General features: G+C 47.9%; 13 protein-coding genes and 1 riboswitch. Of the genes, 9 read left to right on the forward strand and 4 right to left on the reverse strand.

Features of this window, described 5'->3' with window-relative positions; translation table 11 throughout:
* The first annotated feature begins 309 nt into the window (after window positions 1-309).
* From A3KS_RS21125 to A3KS_RS0112145, 3 genes are all read left to right on the forward strand, one after another.
* Window positions 310-2,748 (forward strand): hybrid sensor histidine kinase/response regulator, encoded by a 2,439-nt coding sequence (locus A3KS_RS21125; RefSeq protein WP_051355843.1) that lies wholly within the window; start codon window positions 310-312, stop codon window positions 2,746-2,748.
* Entirely contained in the window at window positions 2,749-3,837 is a 1,089-nt protein-coding gene (locus A3KS_RS0112140) for a response regulator (RefSeq protein ID WP_026395150.1), read from the forward strand.
* Between the two features lie 299 nt (window positions 3,838-4,136).
* Window positions 4,137-9,179, forward strand: a complete 5,043-nt coding sequence (locus tag A3KS_RS0112145) for a YDG domain-containing protein (protein WP_026395151.1) — start codon at window positions 4,137-4,139, stop codon at window positions 9,177-9,179.
* A 400-nt stretch (window positions 9,180-9,579) separates the two neighbouring features.
* On the opposite strand, the gene metA is transcribed toward A3KS_RS0112145, so the two are convergent.
* Window positions 9,580-10,500: a homoserine O-acetyltransferase MetA gene (metA, locus tag A3KS_RS0112150; protein WP_026395152.1), complete on the reverse strand. Its 921-nt coding sequence runs from the start codon at window positions 10,498-10,500 to the stop codon at window positions 9,580-9,582.
* Window positions 10,501-10,530: 30 nt separating this feature from the next.
* Window positions 10,531-11,814 carry an O-acetylhomoserine aminocarboxypropyltransferase/cysteine synthase family protein gene (locus tag A3KS_RS0112155; RefSeq protein WP_026395153.1) on the reverse strand — a complete coding sequence of 428 codons (1,284 nt, stop codon included), beginning with the start codon at window positions 11,812-11,814 and terminating at the stop codon, window positions 10,531-10,533.
* 598 nt (window positions 11,815-12,412) lie between these two features.
* Here A3KS_RS0112155 and aroF point away from each other — a divergent pair.
* From aroF to A3KS_RS21130, 3 genes are all read left to right on the forward strand, one after another.
* A complete protein-coding gene (gene aroF / locus A3KS_RS0112160; protein ID WP_026395154.1) occupies window positions 12,413-13,423 on the forward strand; it encodes a 3-deoxy-7-phosphoheptulonate synthase in 1,011 nt (336 codons plus the stop codon).
* The gene (locus A3KS_RS0112165; protein ID WP_026395155.1) at window positions 13,423-14,316 is read left to right on the forward strand and encodes a prephenate dehydrogenase; all 894 of its coding nucleotides are present in this window, start codon (window positions 13,423-13,425) and stop codon (window positions 14,314-14,316) included. The genes aroF and A3KS_RS0112165 overlap by 1 nt, the downstream gene beginning before the upstream one ends.
* Window positions 14,317-14,491: 175 nt before the next feature.
* Window positions 14,492-15,103: an FUSC family protein gene (locus tag A3KS_RS21130; protein ID WP_051355844.1), complete on the forward strand. Its 612-nt coding sequence runs from the start codon at window positions 14,492-14,494 to the stop codon at window positions 15,101-15,103.
* Window positions 15,104-15,219: 116 nt separating this feature from the next.
* Here A3KS_RS21130 and A3KS_RS0112175 read toward each other — a convergent pair whose 3' ends face one another.
* Window positions 15,220-15,951, reverse strand: coding sequence for a hypothetical protein (locus A3KS_RS0112175; protein ID WP_026395156.1), 732 nt, complete (start codon window positions 15,949-15,951; stop codon window positions 15,220-15,222).
* A 98-nt stretch (window positions 15,952-16,049) separates the two neighbouring features.
* A complete protein-coding gene (locus A3KS_RS21135) occupies window positions 16,050-16,583 on the reverse strand; it encodes an ECF transporter S component (protein ID WP_084504994.1) in 534 nt (177 codons plus the stop codon).
* 117 nt (window positions 16,584-16,700) lie between these two features.
* Window positions 16,701-16,869, reverse strand: a riboswitch (cobalamin riboswitch).
* A 253-nt stretch (window positions 16,870-17,122) separates the two neighbouring features.
* Between A3KS_RS21135 and A3KS_RS0112185 the strand changes: the two genes are divergently transcribed.
* The 3 genes from A3KS_RS0112185 to A3KS_RS21145 are packed head-to-tail and all read left to right on the forward strand — an operon-like array spanning window position 17,123 to window position 19,885.
* Window positions 17,123-17,710 (forward strand): anthranilate synthase component II, encoded by a 588-nt coding sequence (locus A3KS_RS0112185; RefSeq protein WP_026395157.1) that lies wholly within the window; start codon window positions 17,123-17,125, stop codon window positions 17,708-17,710.
* On the forward strand, window positions 17,704-19,074 hold the full coding sequence (gene pabB, locus A3KS_RS0112190) for an aminodeoxychorismate synthase component I (protein ID WP_026395158.1): 1,371 nt from the start codon (window positions 17,704-17,706) through the stop codon (window positions 19,072-19,074). The genes A3KS_RS0112185 and pabB overlap by 7 nt, the downstream gene beginning before the upstream one ends.
* A 1-nt stretch (window position 19,075) precedes the next feature.
* The gene (locus tag A3KS_RS21145; protein ID WP_051355845.1) at window positions 19,076-19,885 is read left to right on the forward strand and encodes an aminotransferase class IV; all 810 of its coding nucleotides are present in this window, start codon (window positions 19,076-19,078) and stop codon (window positions 19,883-19,885) included.
* Window positions 19,886-19,942 lie beyond the last annotated feature (57 nt).

Here is a 19,942-nt window from a genome sequence, read left to right on the forward strand (position 1 = left end):
AAAAAAGAGAAGCTCTATAAAATTAATACCAAAAGTATGCCCATGGTTGAAGTCAAAACGATTGTTTACCGCTATATCCATTATTACAATCGACGACGAATTTACAGTACAAATAATGGCTATCCACCGCTGGTTTATCGGGGGCTTTTTATCGACAATCACCAGCTCGCTGCATAGCATTTGAAGTTTTGATGATTGTTACCGACGATGAGGGCTGGCTATTCTATAGGGGCTTGGAAAATTCCTTGCGCGTTTTGACTGAACTATTATTGACAATTCCAGCAGGAGCAGCTGTCCTTCGGGATTGACATGGCAGGCTTTTTCTTATTCCTACTGTTTGGTGTGTATCATCTCCAGCTGTATCAGATGTGGAACAAGGATCCCACCTATTTGTACAGCGGGGTGTACCTGGTACTGATGTCCTTGATCATCGTCACCAGTGCAGAAAAGCTTTTCATGAGGCTCCTGCCCGACATTCCTTTCCAGATTGCCTATATGCTTCAGGATTTTTGTGTTTTCTCAAGTGTTCCGGTATTGATCTTATTTATCCGCTCCCTTGAGCCTGCGACCATGACAAAAAAGACGGCTACTCTTGTGATTGCGCCGATTGTCCTCTATCTGTTTCTTGTGCTGGCAACACCCTATTCTTTTTATACCGGGATCAAGAGCGAAATGTCGGTTTATGAGAACCTACTCCTGTTTATCATTGTCTTTCGTCTGCTTTATATCCTGCTTAAAAAACAGGACAACAGGATGCCGTTTAATGAATTTTCCTGTGTGGTGGCGAGTATTGCGTTTATTGCGGTCATGCTTTTTGATTCCTTGCTGTATCATACCGGCTATGTCAATACCAATTTTATGGGAAAGGTGAGCCTGCTGGGCTTTTTAATCGCATTAAACCTCCTGTTGGCGAGACGCTTTACCAATAAAACCAATGAGGTCGAAGCCTTATCGGAGGCATTAAAAAAGTCCAATGAAATAAAAGATGAGTTTCTGGTGCGGACGTCCCATGAACTGAAAACACCCCTACACGGAATCAACACGATATCCGATCATTTATTAAAAGAAAAAGCGTATCCTTTAACGGCAGAACAACAAGAAAATATAGCCTTTATCCAAAATTCCGCCATGAAGCTCTCCCTCCTGGTTAGTGATTTAAGTGATGCCATTAAACTGCACCATGATGATTTACAGCTTCAGATGAGGACGATCGATCTCTATGTTATCATCCAGGTCGTGTTTCAACTGGTGTCCTTTGATATGAGCGGAAGGGCGATCCGGCTGGTGAATCGAGTCAGCCCCCTGACCTTTGTGGAAGCCGATGAAAACCGCCTGCGACAAATTTTATACAATCTGACGGTCAATGCCCTGAAGTATACTGAAAAAGGAGATATCACGGCGCAAGCAAAGCTGGAGGACGGGTATGTCGTTTTTACCCTATCCGATACCGGCAGGGGGATGCTCAAGGAACAATGGGAAGCGGTCTTTCAGGATCCCTACCATAACCCGCAGCCCGAGGGTGCATCCGACCAGGGTCTGGGCCTTTATATCAGCAGACAGCTGGCAAGAAAAATGAATGGCGAGGTCTGGATCTCCCGTTCGGTCGTGGCCGAGGGAACCACCCTGTCCGTCCGTTTATCCCGGGGCAAGTTCCAAAACGCCAATCAGGCGGTGAAGCAGGCCGTGGTGAAACAGGAGCTTCATCCGCACGCTTTGCCATCACAGGCACAGAAGAAAAAGCTTCTGCTGGTGGATGATGAGCCGACCAATATTCGCATATTATCCCTGATGCTGGAGGAAGACTATGCGATTTTTACGGCCTGCCAGGGTGAGGAAGCGCTGAAGCTTCTGCAAAACCACACGGTGGATCTGGTGATTGCGGATATGATGATGCCTGGTATGACGGGTATTGAGCTGACCGAGTGCATCCGGAAAACGCACTCGGTCATTGAGCTGCCCATTATCATTGCAAGCGTTTTGGACAGTGACAAGGAAATTGAACTGGCCTATCAGGCAGGAGCCAATGATACGATTAAAAGGCCTTTTACAGCGGAAGAAATTCGATCCCGGGTCAGGAATCTCCTGCAATTGACCGATGCGGTGGAGAACGCATTTCGAAACGAAATCGCCTTCTTACAAGCCCAGATTAAACCCCATTTTATTTATAATGCGTTAAGCAATATTATTGCGCTCTGTTATGAAGATGGTGAAAGAGCGGCCGAACTCCTGTCCTTATTAAGCCGGTATTTAAGGCATGTTTTTCAGGCGGATCCCTCCCGCCACATGCTGCCGCTGCAGCAGGAGCTGGATCTGATCAAGGCCTATGTGGAAATCGAAAAACTGCGATTTGGCGACCGCCTCCGCTATGAAACCGGTATTGATCCGAGCGTGATGACAGAGGCGATTGCGGTTCCGGCACTGCTGATTCAACCATTGATCGAAAACGCCATTCGCCATGGGATTTTCGATAAGGTAGCCCCGGGCACCGTGTCTTTAAGGATCACGGAAGTGGATGGTTTTATTCAGATTGTGGTGGCGGATGACGGGATCGGAATGCAACCCGATGCCGTCTATCAGATGATGCATCGTGAAGAGGGGAAGGGCGTCGGGATAAAAAACATCCGGAAACGGGTGGCGTCCATTCCTGACGCATCCTTTGTGATGTCATCAGAACCCGGAAAAGGGACGACATGCAGTCTCTTGTTGCCAAAGAACAGGCTGCAATTTTCCAGAGAGGAGGAGCGATAATTGTTTTCAGTCATGATCGTCGAAGATGAAGGACATATTTTGAAGTATATGCAAAAAAAACTTGCAACATTTGACGAGTTTCAGGTCATCGGTGCCTTTGCCACACCTGAGGAAGCCCTGGCGGCTTTCGATGGCATCCAGCCGGAGGTGGTCTTTTTAGACATCGAAATGCCAAGAATGAATGGGATTGAATTGGCCAGAAGATTGCTTGACAGGAAACCCGACCTTCACATTATTTTCACCACCGCCTACGGCCAGTATGCGGTCAATGCTTTTGAAGTGGAGGCTCTGGATTACCTGATGAAGCCCATTGTCGATGACGACATTGCACGGGTCATCAGGCGTCTCAAAAAAACCGCCAAAGGAAGCCAGCCGCACAAAGATGGTGGAGCAGGAACAATGCTTTTTCCGGTGCGCTGTTTTGGCTGCTTTGAGGTGCGGGATCATCAGCAACAGGTGGTGGGATGGCCGACCAGAAAGGCTGAAGAATTATTCGCTTATTTTCTTGTTCATCAGGGTCGTCCTATCAGCAAGTGGGAGCTTTTAGAGCTTTTATGGAACGATATGGCCGAAGAACGGGGTCTTAATAATTTGTATAATACCATCTATCGCATCAAACAGGTACTCAAAAAGCTTTCCACACCGGCAACGATCAAAAACATCAATGATGCGTATGTCCTGGAATCAGAGCACATATTGTCCGATCTGGGATACCTGCTGCTACTGCTGGAAAAAGAAAATAATGACCCTGTCCTGTCGGTAGAAGAAATAGTGGGGCTCGTTTTTTCGTACACGACGCCGCTGTTTGGCATGCGGGATTATCTCTGGAGTTTATCCATCCAAGAGTATGTGGCGGGACTCTATCGCACCTTATGCAGACGCCTGCTTGGCAATTACAGAGAGCAGGATCAGTTTCAGCCGGCCGAAGCGCTTGTGCGTCACTATGTCACGCAGGTTGTGGCGGACGAAACGATGATGGGGGAGTGGCTTGACATACTCGGAAAATGGAGCGGACATGAGAAAAAGGTGATACACTACCGCCGCTGGTTTCATGAAAAATTAAAGCAGGAAGAGCTGAGGTCGCAATAAGGCTGCGAGACAATCATTAGGGACGGGCTTTATTGACAATTGCAGACAAAAAAAGAGTTTCTCCGGGGAGAACTCTTTTTTTTTGTGGAAATTTTATAAAACCTTGAGAGAATTTTGAGAGAAAGGCCTGTTACACTAAAAACCTGATTTGCAACGGAGGCGACTCGGTCTGGCAATCTCAAGGCTGATCATAAAAGGATGAAGGGGGATAGAAAAGGTAGGCCTGGTCAATAGACTAAGACAACACAATGATTGCATAAACGAGCGTTTACATAAGCGTTCACATAGAAGGAGATATGATGAAAAAATTGATACTTGCACTGTTTCTTTTCTGTCTGATTGGTCCGATTCATTCAGTCGTTGCAGCCCCGGTTGGTGATGACATCCTGACGGTTCTTTCACGCGGCCATGTTCAGGATTTGGGCGATTTTCCACAGGACGGCTCCTGGGTTAAAAGCCCCGATTACGTTGGCACCGTCGGGCAAAGCAAACGCATTGAAGGTTTTGAGCTGAAGCCCGGCATCGGTCTGCCATCGGATATACAGCTCTGCTACAACGTTCATGTTCAAAATAAAGGATGGCTTTATGAGGAAGCTGATCCCACCACCTGGGCCAAAAATGGTGACTATGCCGGTACTCGGGGCGAGTCGCTACGGATTGAAGCCATTAAAATTGTCCTGCTGGATGCGTCCGGAAATAAGGCATCCGGTTACCATATCAGATACCAGGGACATATTCAGAACATCGGGGATCTACCTGTCGATGCATCCCTCTGGTTTTATGACGGCGAACAATTGGGAACCGTCGGCAGTTCTCTGAGACTGGAAGCGTTAAAACTGGAGATCGTCAAAGATGATTCACCGACTGTCGATTTAAGTGCCTACACGGGGCTGTTAACCCGGATTGACAGTCTGAATGAAGCGGATTATACTAAAGCACCCTGGAGCAGACTCCAGACGGAGTTGAAAAACAATGTCGTTACGGCGTTAAATACCCAGGACGAAATTGATGTCGCAGTCAAAACCATTACGATGGCGATGAGCCAGCTTGAGAACAGGACCCAGTCCATGGTCTATGACAAAGCGGGTACCTATGGCCCGGCAAGTGGCACAGAAACCATCAACCAGGATGTGATTATTACATCCCGTGATGTGACTCTTCAGAACCTGAAAATTGAGGGGGCTCTGATTATTGACGACGACGTGGGTGATGGGAATGTGACATTGAACAACATCTATGTGACTGGAGAGTTGCGGGTGCGTGGCGCTGGCCTGGACAGCATCCATATCAATGGCGGCGACTATCCTAAAATTATGGTGGAGCAGTCATTAGATGGTGGCGTCCGCATCGTGGGCACCAACCTTGAAGGAACCCAGATTGTTATCGGCGAGAATGCTGCCGGGGAAATCCTGATTCTGGATGGCGACTTTGATTCCGTGACCGTTGAGGCACCGGATGCGGTTGTGAAAACGCAGGGGCAGACCCACATTAAACACCTCGATGTCATGGCAAGCGCTCAAAATGCGACCATTGATCTGGGCAGCAGCACCACGGTCACCGACATGGCATTAGCCGCACCCTCTAAAGTAACCGGAACAGGAACCGTGGTCAAAGCTGAGGTTACAGGGAATAATGTCGTTTTTGAAAAAGCCCCTGAAAGCTATACCGTCGGTACCGGTGTGGTGGTACCACCCGTGTTCCCATCAGCACCACCACCAGGAGGCGGCGGTGGTGGTAATATCCCACCCGGAAAAATCAGCCTGAGTGTGGCGACGGCTCCCACGGTTACCCAGACAAAGATTTATAACGGCACCACGGGTACTGATGTGACGGATGTGACACTGGATGCGACGGCGATCACCGGGATTGCTGCTGGCGACAAAGTGAGTGTGAGTGCCACGGCGACCTACGCCGATAAAAACGCGGGGAATGGAAAAACCATTACGACGACCTACCGCCTCTCGGGTGAGCATGCGGGGAAATATAATGCGCCGGCTGACACCACCGTCAAGGATGGTGCGATCACCCCGCTGCAGCTGACGCTTTCAGGCGCTGCACCAACCGTGGCCACTACAAAAATATATGATGGCACGACCGCTACCGATATCACGGCTCAAGACGTGACCGTGAGCAATGCGATTAACGGTGACGCTGTCGCCGCCACGGTTACGGCCACCTACGCCGATAAAAAGGTCGGGTCGGCTAAATCCGTCACCCTGACCTACAGACTGAGTGGCAAGGATGCCGACAATTATCAGGCACCGGCGGGTGATACGACCCAAAAATCTGCGATCACCCCGCTGCAGCTGACGCTTTCAGGCGTTGCACCAAGCGTGGCCACTACAAAAATATATGATGGCACGTCCGCTACCGATATCACGGCTCAAGACGTGACCGTGAGCAATGCGATTAACGGTGACGTTGTCGTCGCCACGGCCACGGCCACCTATGCCGATAAAAAGGTCGGTGAAAACAAAAATATTACCATGACCTACAGCCTGGACGGCAAGGATGCCGACAATTATCAGGCACCGGCGGGTGATACGACGCAAAAATCTGCGATCACCCCGCTGCAGCTGACACTTTCAGGCGTTGCACCAAGCGTGGCCACTACAAAAGAATATGACGGCACGGCCGCAACTAATATCACGGCTCAAGATGTGTCCGTGAACAATGCGATTAACGGTGAGGATGTCAAGGTCACGACCACGGCGACCTACGCCGATAAACATGTTGGGCCGGCTAAACCCGTCACTCTGACCTACAACTTAGACGGCAAGGATGCCGACAATTATCTGGCACCGACGGGTGATACGACCCAAAAATCTACGATCACCCCGCTGCAGTTGACGCTTTCAGACGCTGTACCAAGCGTGGCCACTACAAAAGAATATGACGGCACGACCGCGACCACGATCACGGATCAAACAGTAACCGTGAACAAGGTGAGTAGCGATGACCTTTTCGCCACGGCCACGGCTACCTATGCCGATGAAAAGGTCGGGTCGGATAAACCTGTCACCCTGACTTACAGCCTGAGCGGCGAGGATGCCGACAATTATCTGGCACCGGCGGGTGATACGACCCAAAAATCTGCGATCACCCCGCTGCAGTTGACGCTTTCAGGCACTGCACCAAGCGTGGCCACTACAAAAGAATATGACGGCACGACCACAACCACAATCACGGATCAAGACGTGACCGTGAACAATGCGATTAACGGTGAGGATGTCAAGGCCACGGCCACGGCCACCTATGCCGATAAACAGGTCGGGGCGGCTAAACCCGTCACCCTGACCTACAGCCTGAGCGGCGAGGATGCCGACAATTATCTGGCACCGGCGGCGGATACGACCCAAAAATCTGCGATCACCCCGCTGCAGCTGACGCTTTCAGGCGCTGCACCAACCGTGGCCACTACAAAAATATATGACGGCACGACCACGACCACGATCACGGCTCAAGACGTGACCGTGAGCAATGCGATTAACGGAGAGGATGTCAAGGCCATGGCCACGGCCACCTATGCCGATAAAAAGGTCGAGGCGGCTAAACCCGTCACCCTGACCTACAGCCTGAGCGGCGAGGATGCCGACAATTATCTGGCACCGGTGGGTGATACGACCCAAAAATCTACGATCACCCCGAAACCGCTGACCATCGACAATTCGAAGACGACGGTGGAGAATAAAACTTATGACGGAACCAAAACGGCTACAGTTATCGTGTGGCCGACAGTAGCCGTCAACGACATCATCGGGGGTGATCAGATCAGCTACCAGGGTGCAGCAACCTTTGCGGATGCCAATGCCGGGGTGAATAAACCGGTTACGATCACCGGCAGCCTGACGGGAGCAGATGCTACAAACTACCAGCTCCCGACATCTGTTAACGCGACAGCCACGATCACCCCGGTGGAGATTAAGGTTGCCACGATGCTACAGGGGCTGAAGGCGAATGAGAAAGAGAAAGTGTATGATGGCAAAAGCACAGCCACCATGCAGGTTTGGTGGAACAATACGGATGCGCCGGAAATTGTTAGAGCTGCCATCGCATACTATAAGATCTCCATTAGTGTTACGGGGGACTACACCGACGACCAGGGCGTCCCCAAAAGCGCCGTTGGAGAGAATTATGCTATTGCCTGCCACTTTACACTCAGCGGAATAGATTCCGGGAACTTTATACTTGAGGGAGTGAGTGCGAACACGACCGGCGGCAAGATTACAAAAAAACCCTTAACCGTCTCTGCACCAACCGTGACCACTACAAAACCATATGACGGGAATACAACGGCGGCAGTAACAGCAGGCGGTTTAATCGGAGTGATTGAAAGTGAGGACGTCACGGTAAGTGCAGTGGCAAATTATGATGTAGCAACTGTAGGAATAAATTCAACCATCACAGTCGTATACACACTAGCCGGAGCTGATGCCGGAAACTATGTTAAACCTGTAAATTACATCTTGCAAAATCAAGGCGCGATCACAGCAGCACCTGGGATAACCAGTGTAACGGTAGCGCCTAACGCAGCAACAGTCGCTCAAGGCCAAACACAACAATTGATAGCTACAGTAGAGGCAGTAGGCGGAGCAGCAGAAACCGTTATCTGGACTAGCAGTGATACTGAGGGCAAAGTAACCGTAAGTGATACAGGCTTAGTAACGGTAGCAGAAGATGCAATAGCAGGTAACTATACGATTACCGCAACCTCGACCGTTGATCAAGCGAAATCAGGCACATCAACAATCACTGTAACAAAAAATAACGTGATGACGACAACCTATGGTGGTGGTTCATGGGCAGCCTGGCAACACGGGAACGCTGCCATTCCCATCAGCGCTATGACCCCGCCAGTAGGTGCTGATAACTTTAAACTCTTTTATATCAACATGAATACCAGCACCTATTACGGAAAAGGCGGTGACGGCAAAATTTATCAGTCCAACGACTTAAAGACGTGGACAGACTATAGCGGTACAGGGGTTTTAGCAAGTGATCGGTTCACAGATCCCGCCTATCAATTGATCGGCATTGCTAGTAGTGGTAGCCTTGTTGCCCAGGGTGCCGAGGGCAAAACATTATACTACTATGGAGGTAGTGGTCAATGGGGAGAAATGCCAGTGACGACACCAACGGATGCCTGGATTAACCCCATCTATTATTATAATAATACGATAGAAATAGTGATTTATCAAAAAGCGAATGGAGAAGTATGGTGGGATGATACAGCGGGAAGTGCCTCCATGCAACTTGCCGCGAAGCCCCCCGCTCTGCCTGTTGGCTTTACCCAGTTCCTGTTTGCTTATGACGGAACTTCCTTGAGTATGCTTGCCTATTAAATAGCTGTATCAACAATGAAAGCGCCCCTGATTATCAATTAATCGAAATCAGGGGCGCTTGTAATCAGCAATAATTGAAATGTCCGTGATGCACCACATTGGGGAATTATTCCCGCAAACCGTGTGAGCAAACCCGAGAAATAGGGAGTTGAGATGTGCAGTGATGATCGGACAGACCCGGATACGATTACAGAGTTCTTAGTTAAGTAAAGAATTGTCATGAAGATTGCTAAGACGGATGCCCAAGAAAATGGCTGGAAATTCAAGGTGGTTCTGTCAAAGAAAAAAGCGTTGTATTAAAAACATTATCCTTAAGCACATTATATTAAAAGCATTATATTAAGTAGTGTTATATTAAAACAAACAAAAGCGCAGGGCAACCTGCGCTTTTCTAATGCCCTTAAAAGGCGGCATCCGATAATTCAAACGGTGTTTCCTGGTAAACGTAGTAATTCAGCCAGTTACTGAATAACAGGTTGGCATGGCCCCGCCAGCGCACCACCGGAGGCTGGGTAGGATCATCATCAGGATAATAGTTCATCGGGACATTAATCGGTTTGCCCTGGGAAACATCCCGGTCATATTCACCTTTTAATGTTTCGGGATCGTATTCGCTATGGCCGGTGACAAAAATTTGCCGGCCATTTTTGGCCATGGCGATATAAACCCCGGCATCGAGGGATGAGGCCATGACTTCCAGATCTGGATGAGCATCGATGAGTTCCCGATGGATACTGGTATGCCGGGAATGAGGCACATAAAAGGTATCATCAAAGCCCCTAAAGAGTTTGACATAGCCCTTCTCCAGATGGTGCTCAAAAACACCAAAAGCTTTTTCTGGCAACAAATACTTTTGAATCCCATAATGATAATAAAGACCGGCCTGGGCACCCCAGCAAATGTGCAGGGTGGAAAAGACATTGGTTTTACTCCAGTCCATAATCTGGGTGAGTTCATCCCAGTAGTCGACTTCTTCAAATTCCAGGGTTTCAATGGGGGCACCGGTGATAATGAGACCATCAAACCGCTGCGAGCGGATATCTTCAAAATAACAATAGAAGGAGCCCAGATGCTCGGATGAGGTGTTTTTACTCTCATAGGTTTTGGTTTGCAGCAGGGTCACCTCAATTTGCAAGGGGGTATTTCCCAGCAACCGTAAAAGCTGGGTTTCGGTGGAAATTTTGGTCGGCATCAGGTTAAGGATGGCGATTTTCAAGGGCCGGATGTCCTGATGACTGGCGCGGTCGGCATCCATGACAAAGATATTTTCATTGGTCAGAATCTGACTGGCCGGCAGACTATTGGGTATTTTGATCGGCATATATTCACCTCCGGGTGATGTATTAAAAAACTAAAGGGCTTTGGTTAACGCCTGGTCGAGATCGGCCAGGATATCGTCACTGTGTTCCAGACCGATGGATAAACGGATCATATCTTCGGTGATTCCGGCGGCAATCAGGTCGTCTCCGGAAAGCTGCTGATGGGTGGTGGTGGCCGGATGGATCACCAGCGATTTAGCATCAGCGACATTGGCCAGATGAGTAAACAGGGTCAGGCTGTCAATGAATTTCCGGGCGGATGCGATGCCGCCTTTAATGCCAAAGGTGAAAATTGAGCCAGGTCCTTTTTTAAAGTACTCATCGGAAAGCGCCTTGTAGGGGTTGTCCGGCAGAGCGGGGTAGTTTACCCAGGTAACTTGAGGATGATCGTTTAAAAAAGCGACAACTTTTTGAGTGTTTTCGAGATGGCGATCGAGGCGCAGCGATAAGGTTTCCAGACCTTGCAACAGCAGGAAGGCATTAAACGGGCTGATGCAGGCACCGGTATCCCGGAGCAACTGAACCCGGGCTTTGACAATAAAAGCCGCAGCACCAATATCGGTGGCGTAGGTAATGCCGTGATAGCTGGGATCCGGCGTGGTGAACACCGGGAAGCGGCCGCTGCCAGCCCAGTCAAAGGTGCCGCCGTCAACGATGATGCCACCAATGGTGGTGCCGTGTCCGCCAATAAATTTGGTAGCCGAATAAACGACGATGTCGGCGCCAAAATCCAGGGGTCTGAATAAATAAGGGGTGGCAAAGGTGTTGTCAACGATTAGCGGCAGACCGTTATCGTGGGCGATTTGGGCCACGGCTTTAACATCGACAATATTAATGGCGGGATTCCCCAGCGATTCGATATAAATGGCCTTGGTATTTTCGTTGATGGCGGTGCGGAAATTTTCGGGGTCATCCGGGTTGACAAAGGTTGTTTTAATGCCGAGCCGGGGCAGCGTGGCGCTTAAGAGATTATAGGTACCGCCATAAAGGGTGGATGCGGCAACCAGTTCGTCACCGGTGCCGGCGATATTGAGAATGGTAGCGGTAATGGCGGCCGAGCCGGAAGCAAAGGCCAGAGCGCCAACGCCGCCTTCCAGAAGCGCCATCCGTTCTTCCAGCACACTGGTGGTGGGATTCATGATCCGGGTATAGATATTGCCCGGTTCTTCCAAGCCAAAAAGCCGTTGGGCGTGTTCGCTGTTGTCAAAAACATAAGAGGTGGTCTGATAAATGGGGACCGCAACCGCATGGGTGGTGGGATCAGGGTTTTGACCGCCATGGAGCTGGAGCGTTTCAAATTTTCGGGTATCCTTCATAATCGTATCTCCTTATATCATTATCAGTAAATTACATATCATTCCAGTAGGAATTATAAGCAATATAACATAAATGACCAGATCTTGTCAATACGTAAAGCAAAGAATGAAAAATTAACACTCTTTTAATAACTATTCGTTTGACATTGATAAAAATTAGGTCTATAATAAATCAAAATACACGTTACAATTCAACAAGGTTGTGGAGAAGTTCATTTTCTCAGCTGTAAGGTGTCCTGAGAGGAATATCATGGAAGAGTTAAGAAGAAACTTAAATGAATATTATTACGTTAACACCCAAAGCTATTGGTTCTTTAGCTTTGGTTACTTTGCGTGCAATAAATTAAGTTCCTTTGAGAATCCCAACCCATGAGAAATTTTTAGCGATACAAGTGTATTGAATAAAAGTTGATTTTTAGGAGGCTTCTTAGGAGGCCTCCTTTTTTTTCGAAAGGCAAAAGCTAAAGATCATGCTAGCAATTTAGCGGCTGCCTGCGAATCACGGGAAATCAGTAAGGTGGTTTCTGGTGGTCTTCGGTGCACAGAAGATAAAAAAATGGAGCTTAATAGTCAGTGATTAAAAATAATGGAGGAAGAAATGATAATAGTAGTTAAACCCAACACCAAAGAAGAAGATATTCAGAGATTAATCAAGATGATTGAAACTCAGGGATTAAACATTCATTATTCAAAAGGTGTGGATCACACCATTCTAGGAATAGTAGGGGATACAACCTTGGCAGATGTGGAAAAAATCCGTTCGAATCGTATTGTGGAAAATGTGCTCAGAGTTCAGGAACCCTATAAAAAAGCCAATCGTCTTTTTCATCCGGATGACACCATTATTACTGTCAAAGGTCGAAAAGTCGGCGAGGGTACCATTAGCGTCATGGCTGGACCTTGCTCGGTGGAGAGTGAAGAGCAGATTGTCTCAATTGCCAAAAGTGTCAAGGAATCCGGAGCTACCTTTCTGCGGGGCGGCGCCTTCAAACCGCGAACCTCGCCGTATGCTTTCCAGGGCTTAGGATATGAAGGGCTGGAGTTATTAAAAATCGCCAGAAAAGAAACCGGACTGCCGATTGTCAGCGAACTGATGTCACTGGAACATCTGGAGGCCTTTGAAGATGTGGATATTATCCAGGTGGGGGCCAGAAATATGCAGAATTTTGATTTGCTCCGGGAATTGGGAAAAATTGACAAGCCGATCCTGCTGAAACGGGGGATGTCGTCGACGATGCAGGAATTTCTGATGTCGGCTGAATACATCATGAAAGAAGGAAATGATAAAGTCATCCTGTGTGAACGGGGAATCCGGACTTTTGAAACCGCCACCCGCAATACCCTTGATATCAGCTGTATCCCGGTGCTCAAACAAAAGAGTCACTTACCCATTATTGTCGACCCCAGCCATGCCACCGGGTTGTCCTGGACGGTTGAAGCATTGACCAAGGCGGCCATCGCTGCCGGCGCTGATGGCGTGATGATTGAGGTTCATAACAATCCCGAAGAAGCCCTTTGCGATGGCGAACAGTCGATTACGCCGGAACAATTCCATAAAATCATGATCACGGTCAAAAAATACGCTGAATTTGAGAACAAGGTGATGTAATGAAAAAACGAGAAGACTCCATTGTTGGCTTTATTGGCCTGGGTCTGATGGGCGGAGCGCTGGCCATGGGACTCAGGAAACAGGGACCCAGGGAAATCTGGGGTTATGATTTAAACCCAGCGGTTATCAAAACCGCCCGGGCCCAGGGCGTGATTGATGAAGGGGTCTGGGATTCGGCGGGGCTGCAAAAAATGCTGCCCCAATGCGATCTGGTTTTTATCTGTTTGACCCCGATGGACACCCTGGCTTTTTTAGCTCTTTATATGGAAGACTTCAAACCGGGAGCCGTTGTCACGGATATTATCGGGGTCAAAGAAGTGGTCTTTAAAAACCTTGGCAATCTGCTGCGCAAAGATATTGATTATATCCCCGGTCATCCCATGGCCGGCAGTGAAAAAGAAGGTTTCGGTGGGGCCGATGACCGGATCTTTAAGAACCGGAATTATATTCTGACCCCCTTACCTACCAATCACCCCGAAAATATTGAGTTGATCCGTGAGATCGTTACCGATCTGGGGTTTAACCATATTGTTGAAACCACCACCGAAATTCACGACCAGAAAATAGCCTTCACTTCCCAACTCTGCCATGTGATTGCGGCGGCGCTGGTCGATTGCGAGGATGATCTGTCGATTACGGACTTTGAGGGTGGGAGCTTTGGTGATCTGACCCGGATTGCCATGATCAATGCGCCGATGTGGACCGAGTTGTTTATGTGCAATCGCAAAAATCTGCTCGATCAGATCGAGAAATTTGAAGCCAGTCTGGAAGCGATGAAGGAAATGATCCGTTTGGATGAAAAAGAAGAATTGATTAACCGGCTTAAATCAGTTCGCGAAAAACGAGTTGCCATGGGGGAGATTCGGGAGGCGAAAAACTTAAAAAATCTGTGAGTTTGCTTAAGAGATGCGGTGTGAAAACAGTTACATCAGCCTGAAAATGATTACGCTATTGACTTAATTTAATATGGGAGTATACTCTAGGTAAAGAAACATTTTGGATCACAATTTTTAGTGGGAACAAAATGATGAGGGTAAAAGTTAAATAAAAAATTGGAGCAAAAAGATCATGAAATTATGTCATCTGCCATCTGTTGGTATGAGAAACATAAAAACGGTACTGGCGGTATTCATCTGTGTGATGGTATTTGCAATGATGGGACCGGAGTTTAATCCACTGTTTGCTGCAATTGCAGCGGTGCTTACCATGGGACCTAGCATTGAAAATTCCATCGAAACTGGCTGGAATCGGATATTGGGAACCATCTTTGGTGGAGCAGCGGGACTGCTGGGCATTTTTGCCGCTAACTCAATTCCTTATGAATTTGCCTACGTGGCCATTATCCCGCTGGGTATTATGGCACTTATCTATCTTTGTAATAATTTTAATAAGGCTGGTGCCATTGTTATTACCTGTGTGATGTTTCTCAGTGTCATGACTACTTATCCTCAGGACACGGGCAGCTACATGCTGGCAATGTTAAGGCTGTTGGAAACAGCATTTGGGATTATCGTAGCGTTTTTAATCAATCGCTTTATCAAGGTTCCGGAATGCGACGAAAAGTCAGCCGATGAGGGATCAGAAACTGAAAAAGAACTGGTCACCGGGGTAGATAAACCGGGCACTGACCATCAGAAGTTTAAAGTATCAAGTTTTTTGTATATGATATTCAAACCCTAGATTTTACGTTTTTTCTGGATTTTTGTGACGTCTGGAATGACTAAAATATATAATTACCCCTCCCCTTAAAAAAGAGACCACCCTAATACCAGGTGGTCTTTTTTTAGTAGCAAAAATTATTTGAGATGGCCGATTACCGTCATTTTATCTCTGAAGACAGCAGCCAGTTCGGGTAAGGCCAAAGGCTTGATACTGGCAATTACGGTGGTAGCCGGACCGGCAGAATCCACCACATTCAGATCATTGGACACGGTTTGAAATTGGCACTGATGGATGGTGGCAAGATTGGTGGCCTCGTATAAAATCCCTTTGGAACCGCAGGGGATAATCTCATTTACCCCGGGATGTTCAACAAGGGTTTGAAGATCCTGATAATCGGCGATTTCCGGATCACCATCGACAATGAGGGCGGCACCGAATTTAGGTTTACCAATGCAGATCACCACATCCCCGGACACCGAGGGGGTGATGCGCAACCGCTCAGCCATGCCCATCACAAAAATACCAAAGCCGGTCATACAGGTTTTGAAATTTTCTTCAGTGGAACCGTTAATTGTCAGATCCCCGATGCCGGCCCGTTCCAGTTCTTCCCGAATGCCCGCAATTAGGGCTGCGCCGGTGGGCTCCATTTCCCCGACGATGGTGTTGGAAAGTCCGATAATCCGGGCGCCACAGGCCAGCAGCTCAAAAAGACATACCCGGGCCGCAAAAATAGAAATGTATTTTGTGGCAACACACAATTCATCCCCAGGCTTCTCCCCGACACCGCCGCTACTGTCGCAGGCAGTGACCAGGAGGGCATCGGGAAGCTCAATGACCGACAGGTCACGGTATTGATAGGTTTTCATAAGATCCTCCTTTGGGGGATTGGCGGTCGTAATAACGAAAGTGTCGTGGGCTTGGCGAGCCATTTGGTTATCGCGGTAGCAGATTAAACCCTTGCCTGTTACACCTGGGTTGAGGTTACTGAAGCGACCTGATTTTTAACCGATAGCGGCAACGCTTTAAAAACAAGGGCGGCAATCAGGGCATTGATGCCACCCACCAGCGCCAGGGGAAACATCATCGCAATGACTCCGGGCCAGGTTAACATCGGGACCAGCAGCGGTGAACAGAGCAACAACAGGATCGGGCCATTGCAGACGGCGGCAACGATAACGCTGACAATCAGGCCAACGACTTCGTTGGCGGCTTTTTTAACAAAAGCATAGCTATACCAGGTGGCCACCATGATCAGACCCATTCCCAGGCCAATGGCCAGATGAACGGGTACGGTCATCGGGAATCCTGAGGTAAGGGCGGTTAGAAGATGACCGATAACCGCAATAATTGCGCCAGCCACAGGTCCCATCAGCAGGGTGCCTAAAAAAGCCGGTAGTGAATCGAAGGCAATCGTGCCAAAAACTTTTAACTGCGCACCTACAAAAGAGAGGGCAATTAAGAGCGCCATAAAGACGAGTTGTCGGGTGTTAATTTTCATTGGTTACTCCTTGTAATTTTATTATAAAGCATTTTGTAACGATAGTGAAGGTGAAATGAGGCCAAATTTAAACAAAAAAAGCCCACATCCAATACAGATGTGAACTTTACCGTCGTCCAAATGGAATCATTTCTGGCAGGTCTCCTGAGTCCGTTTCATCGCAGTATTGTCCCTTCCCATGAGGTGGTGATGACAAGTGCTCAACGATACAGTGGTGGGTCCCTACAGGATTTTAACCTGTTTCCCTATTCTCCTTTTGCAAGGCACCAAAAAAGCTTTATTTACATGGAAGAATAATAGCACATTGGGAATCGATTTGTCAAATTGAAATTGACCGGAGCTAATAATCATTGTAAGGAAAAAGTAAAGAAGAAATAGATAATCCTGGGATTGGGGGTAAATTCTGGTGTAAATCAACCCCGAAAAAACCGGACCGACCCAAAATTCATGCCAAATATTCCAGCTATAATTCATTGTATTAAACCCTTGGAGTATGATACAATACTGCACAAAATGATTAATACTAAGAGGTATAAAAATTGATTCTAATGATCGACAACTATGATTCTTTCACCTATAATTTAGTCCAGTATCTGGAGGGACTGAACGAAACGGTGATGGTAAAAAGAAATGATAAAATCACCCTGGACGAGATTGTCCAGCTGGCACCATCCATGATTGTTTTATCACCGGGGCCATGTACCCCCAACGAATCCGGCATCTGTCTGGATGTGGTCCACCGTTTTAAGGGTGAAATCCCAATCCTGGGTATTTGTCTGGGCCATCAGATCATCGGTCAGGCCTTTGGCTGTAAGATTACTAAAGCCCTGGAGCCAGTCCATGGCAAAGTCCACGCCATCTCCCATGACAATACCGGAGTGTTTGGAGGACTCAATAATCCCCTGAAGGTGACGCGGTACCATTCTCTGGTAGTGGAAAATCACGAAATTCCGGACTTTTTTGAGATTACCGCCCGTACTGAGCAAAATGAGATCATGGGGATGCGACATAAAGACTATCCGATCGAAGGGGTGCAGTTTCATCCTGAAGCGATTCTCACCGAAATGGGGATGGAATTATTGGACAACTTTTTTCAATCGACAAAAGAAAATGGTGCAAGATGCTAATACAAGAAATAAAAACCGACTTAACGAGTTTTGAAAGCTATCTTTTATTTAAAGATGAGCCCTACAGTTTCTTTCTGGACAGCGGAAGAGACCCGGACAGCCTGGGACGTTATTCATTTATCGGCGGGAGTCCTTTTCTGGTTTTTACCAGCAAAGCCGATGCCATTACCATTAAAACTAAAACTACAACGAAAACGGTTACCGGAGACCCTTTTGCAGAACTGCAAAAGTTACTAAAACAGTATAAAATGGATTATCCATCCCCGTTTCCTTTTATCGGCGGGGCGGTGGGTTATTTTGCCTATGATCTTTGTCATCATCTGGAAGAGTCCCCTCGTAGCGCTGTAGATGATGTGGGTATTCCCGATTGTTTTATGGGTTTCTATGATGGCATTGTGATCATCGATCATAAAGAAAATAAAACCTATGTGGCCGCCCTGGGAATTGAAGAAAATGAAGCGGATATTGTCAGCCGCTTGGCTGCAAAATTTGCCGGTGATCCCAAGGTCGCCATCCGTTCGGATTTTAAAATCAATGAAAATGTCGAATTCCGGGGTAATTTCACCAAACCGGAATATCTGAAAGCCCTGGATGCGGTTCATGAATACATTCTGGCCGGAGATATTTACCAGACCAATTTGACCCAGCGGTTTAACGCCGATCTACAGATTACGCCCCTGGAATTATACAGCGAACTGCGAAAAATCAACCCGGCTCCCTTTGCCAGCTATATCGATTTTGGCGAAGGTCAGATTGTTTCCAGTTCGCCGGAACGTTTTATTCTGGTTCAGGGTCGCAATATTGAAACCCGACCGATCAAGGGGACCATGCCCCGGGGCAAAACCGCTGCGGAAGATGCCGCCAACCGGGAGACCCTGGTCAACAGTGAAAAGGATAAAGCGGAACTGCTGATGATTGTTGATCTGGAACGGAACGATCTCGGCAAAATTGCCAAAACCGGCACCGTTAAGGTTCCGGAATTATTTAAGCTGGAAACGTATCAGACCGTGTTTCACCTGGTTTCAACCGTTACGGCTGAATTAAAAGACGATCTCGATGCCATCGACTGTGTCAAGGCGACCTTTCCCGGCGGTTCAATTACCGGTGCACCAAAGATCCGGGCGATGGAGATTATTGATGAGCTGGAGCCGACCCAGCGAAACATTTATACTGGTTCGATCGGCTATATTGGTTTCAACGGCGATCTGGATCTTAATATTGTCATCCGGACGATTGTCTGCAAGGATGGTAAAGGTTATTTTCAGGTCGGTGGCGGGATCGTCTGGGATTCCGACAACGAGTCTGAGTATCAGGAAACCTTCGATAAGGGTCGCGCCCTAATGGATGCGTTAAAACGATATTAAAATGGATTACGTCAGTTATAACGGAGAGATTTCAAAAAAAATCCAGATGCCTCTGGATCAGGGCTTTCTTTATGGCTATGGGGTGTTTGAAACCATCAACGTGGCCCAGGGTCAACCCGTGTTCTTTGAAGATCACATGGAACGGTTAAAGCAGAGTGCCCTGGTGATGAGCCTCAAGTTGACCAGCCATCCCGAGCAGATCTGGACCGACTGTTTGAAGGTCATCGCCAAAAATGAGATGGAGCGCAGCGGTCTGCGGGTCACCCTCAGTAAGGGGTTGACCGCCGATAATCTGTTGATCACGGCCCGGGAAAACCATTATGACCGCCAGATGTTTGAGCAGGGTGTGAAAATTTGCACCAGTGATGCGGTCCGCAATGAAACATCCCGGCTGGTGAGTATTAAGTCCAACAATTATCTCGAGAATCTGCTGATCCTAAATGAAGCTAAGACTCGCGGTTTTTGTGAAGCGATTTTTTATAACACCCAGGGCTATCTGGCCGAAGGCTGTATGACCAATCTCTTTTTGATCAAAAACGGAACCGTCTACACCCCGGCGAGAGATTGCGGGCTGCTGGCCGGCATTATCCGAAACCGGGTAATCGAGCTGCTAAAAGCCAATCATATCGCGATCGAAGAGGGGTATTACACTGGGGATCAATTGCGGGCAGCTGATGAAGTTTTTATCACCAATTCACTGATGGAAATCATGCCGGTGAAACAGGTCGATAAACAGTGTTACGGGATTGGCCCAGAAACTCTGACTGCCCGGATCGATGGGTTATTTCAACAAACCTGGGGTCAGAGTTAAATTATCTGTAATCTGAGTTAAGAATAAACGAAAAATTAAGCACCAGCCTTGCCATGA

The organism is Acetobacterium malicum subsp. dehalogenans DSM 11527 (genome assembly GCF_000472665.1).
In the GTDB taxonomy this organism is placed as follows: Bacteria; Bacillota; Clostridia; order Eubacteriales; family Eubacteriaceae; genus Acetobacterium; species Acetobacterium malicum.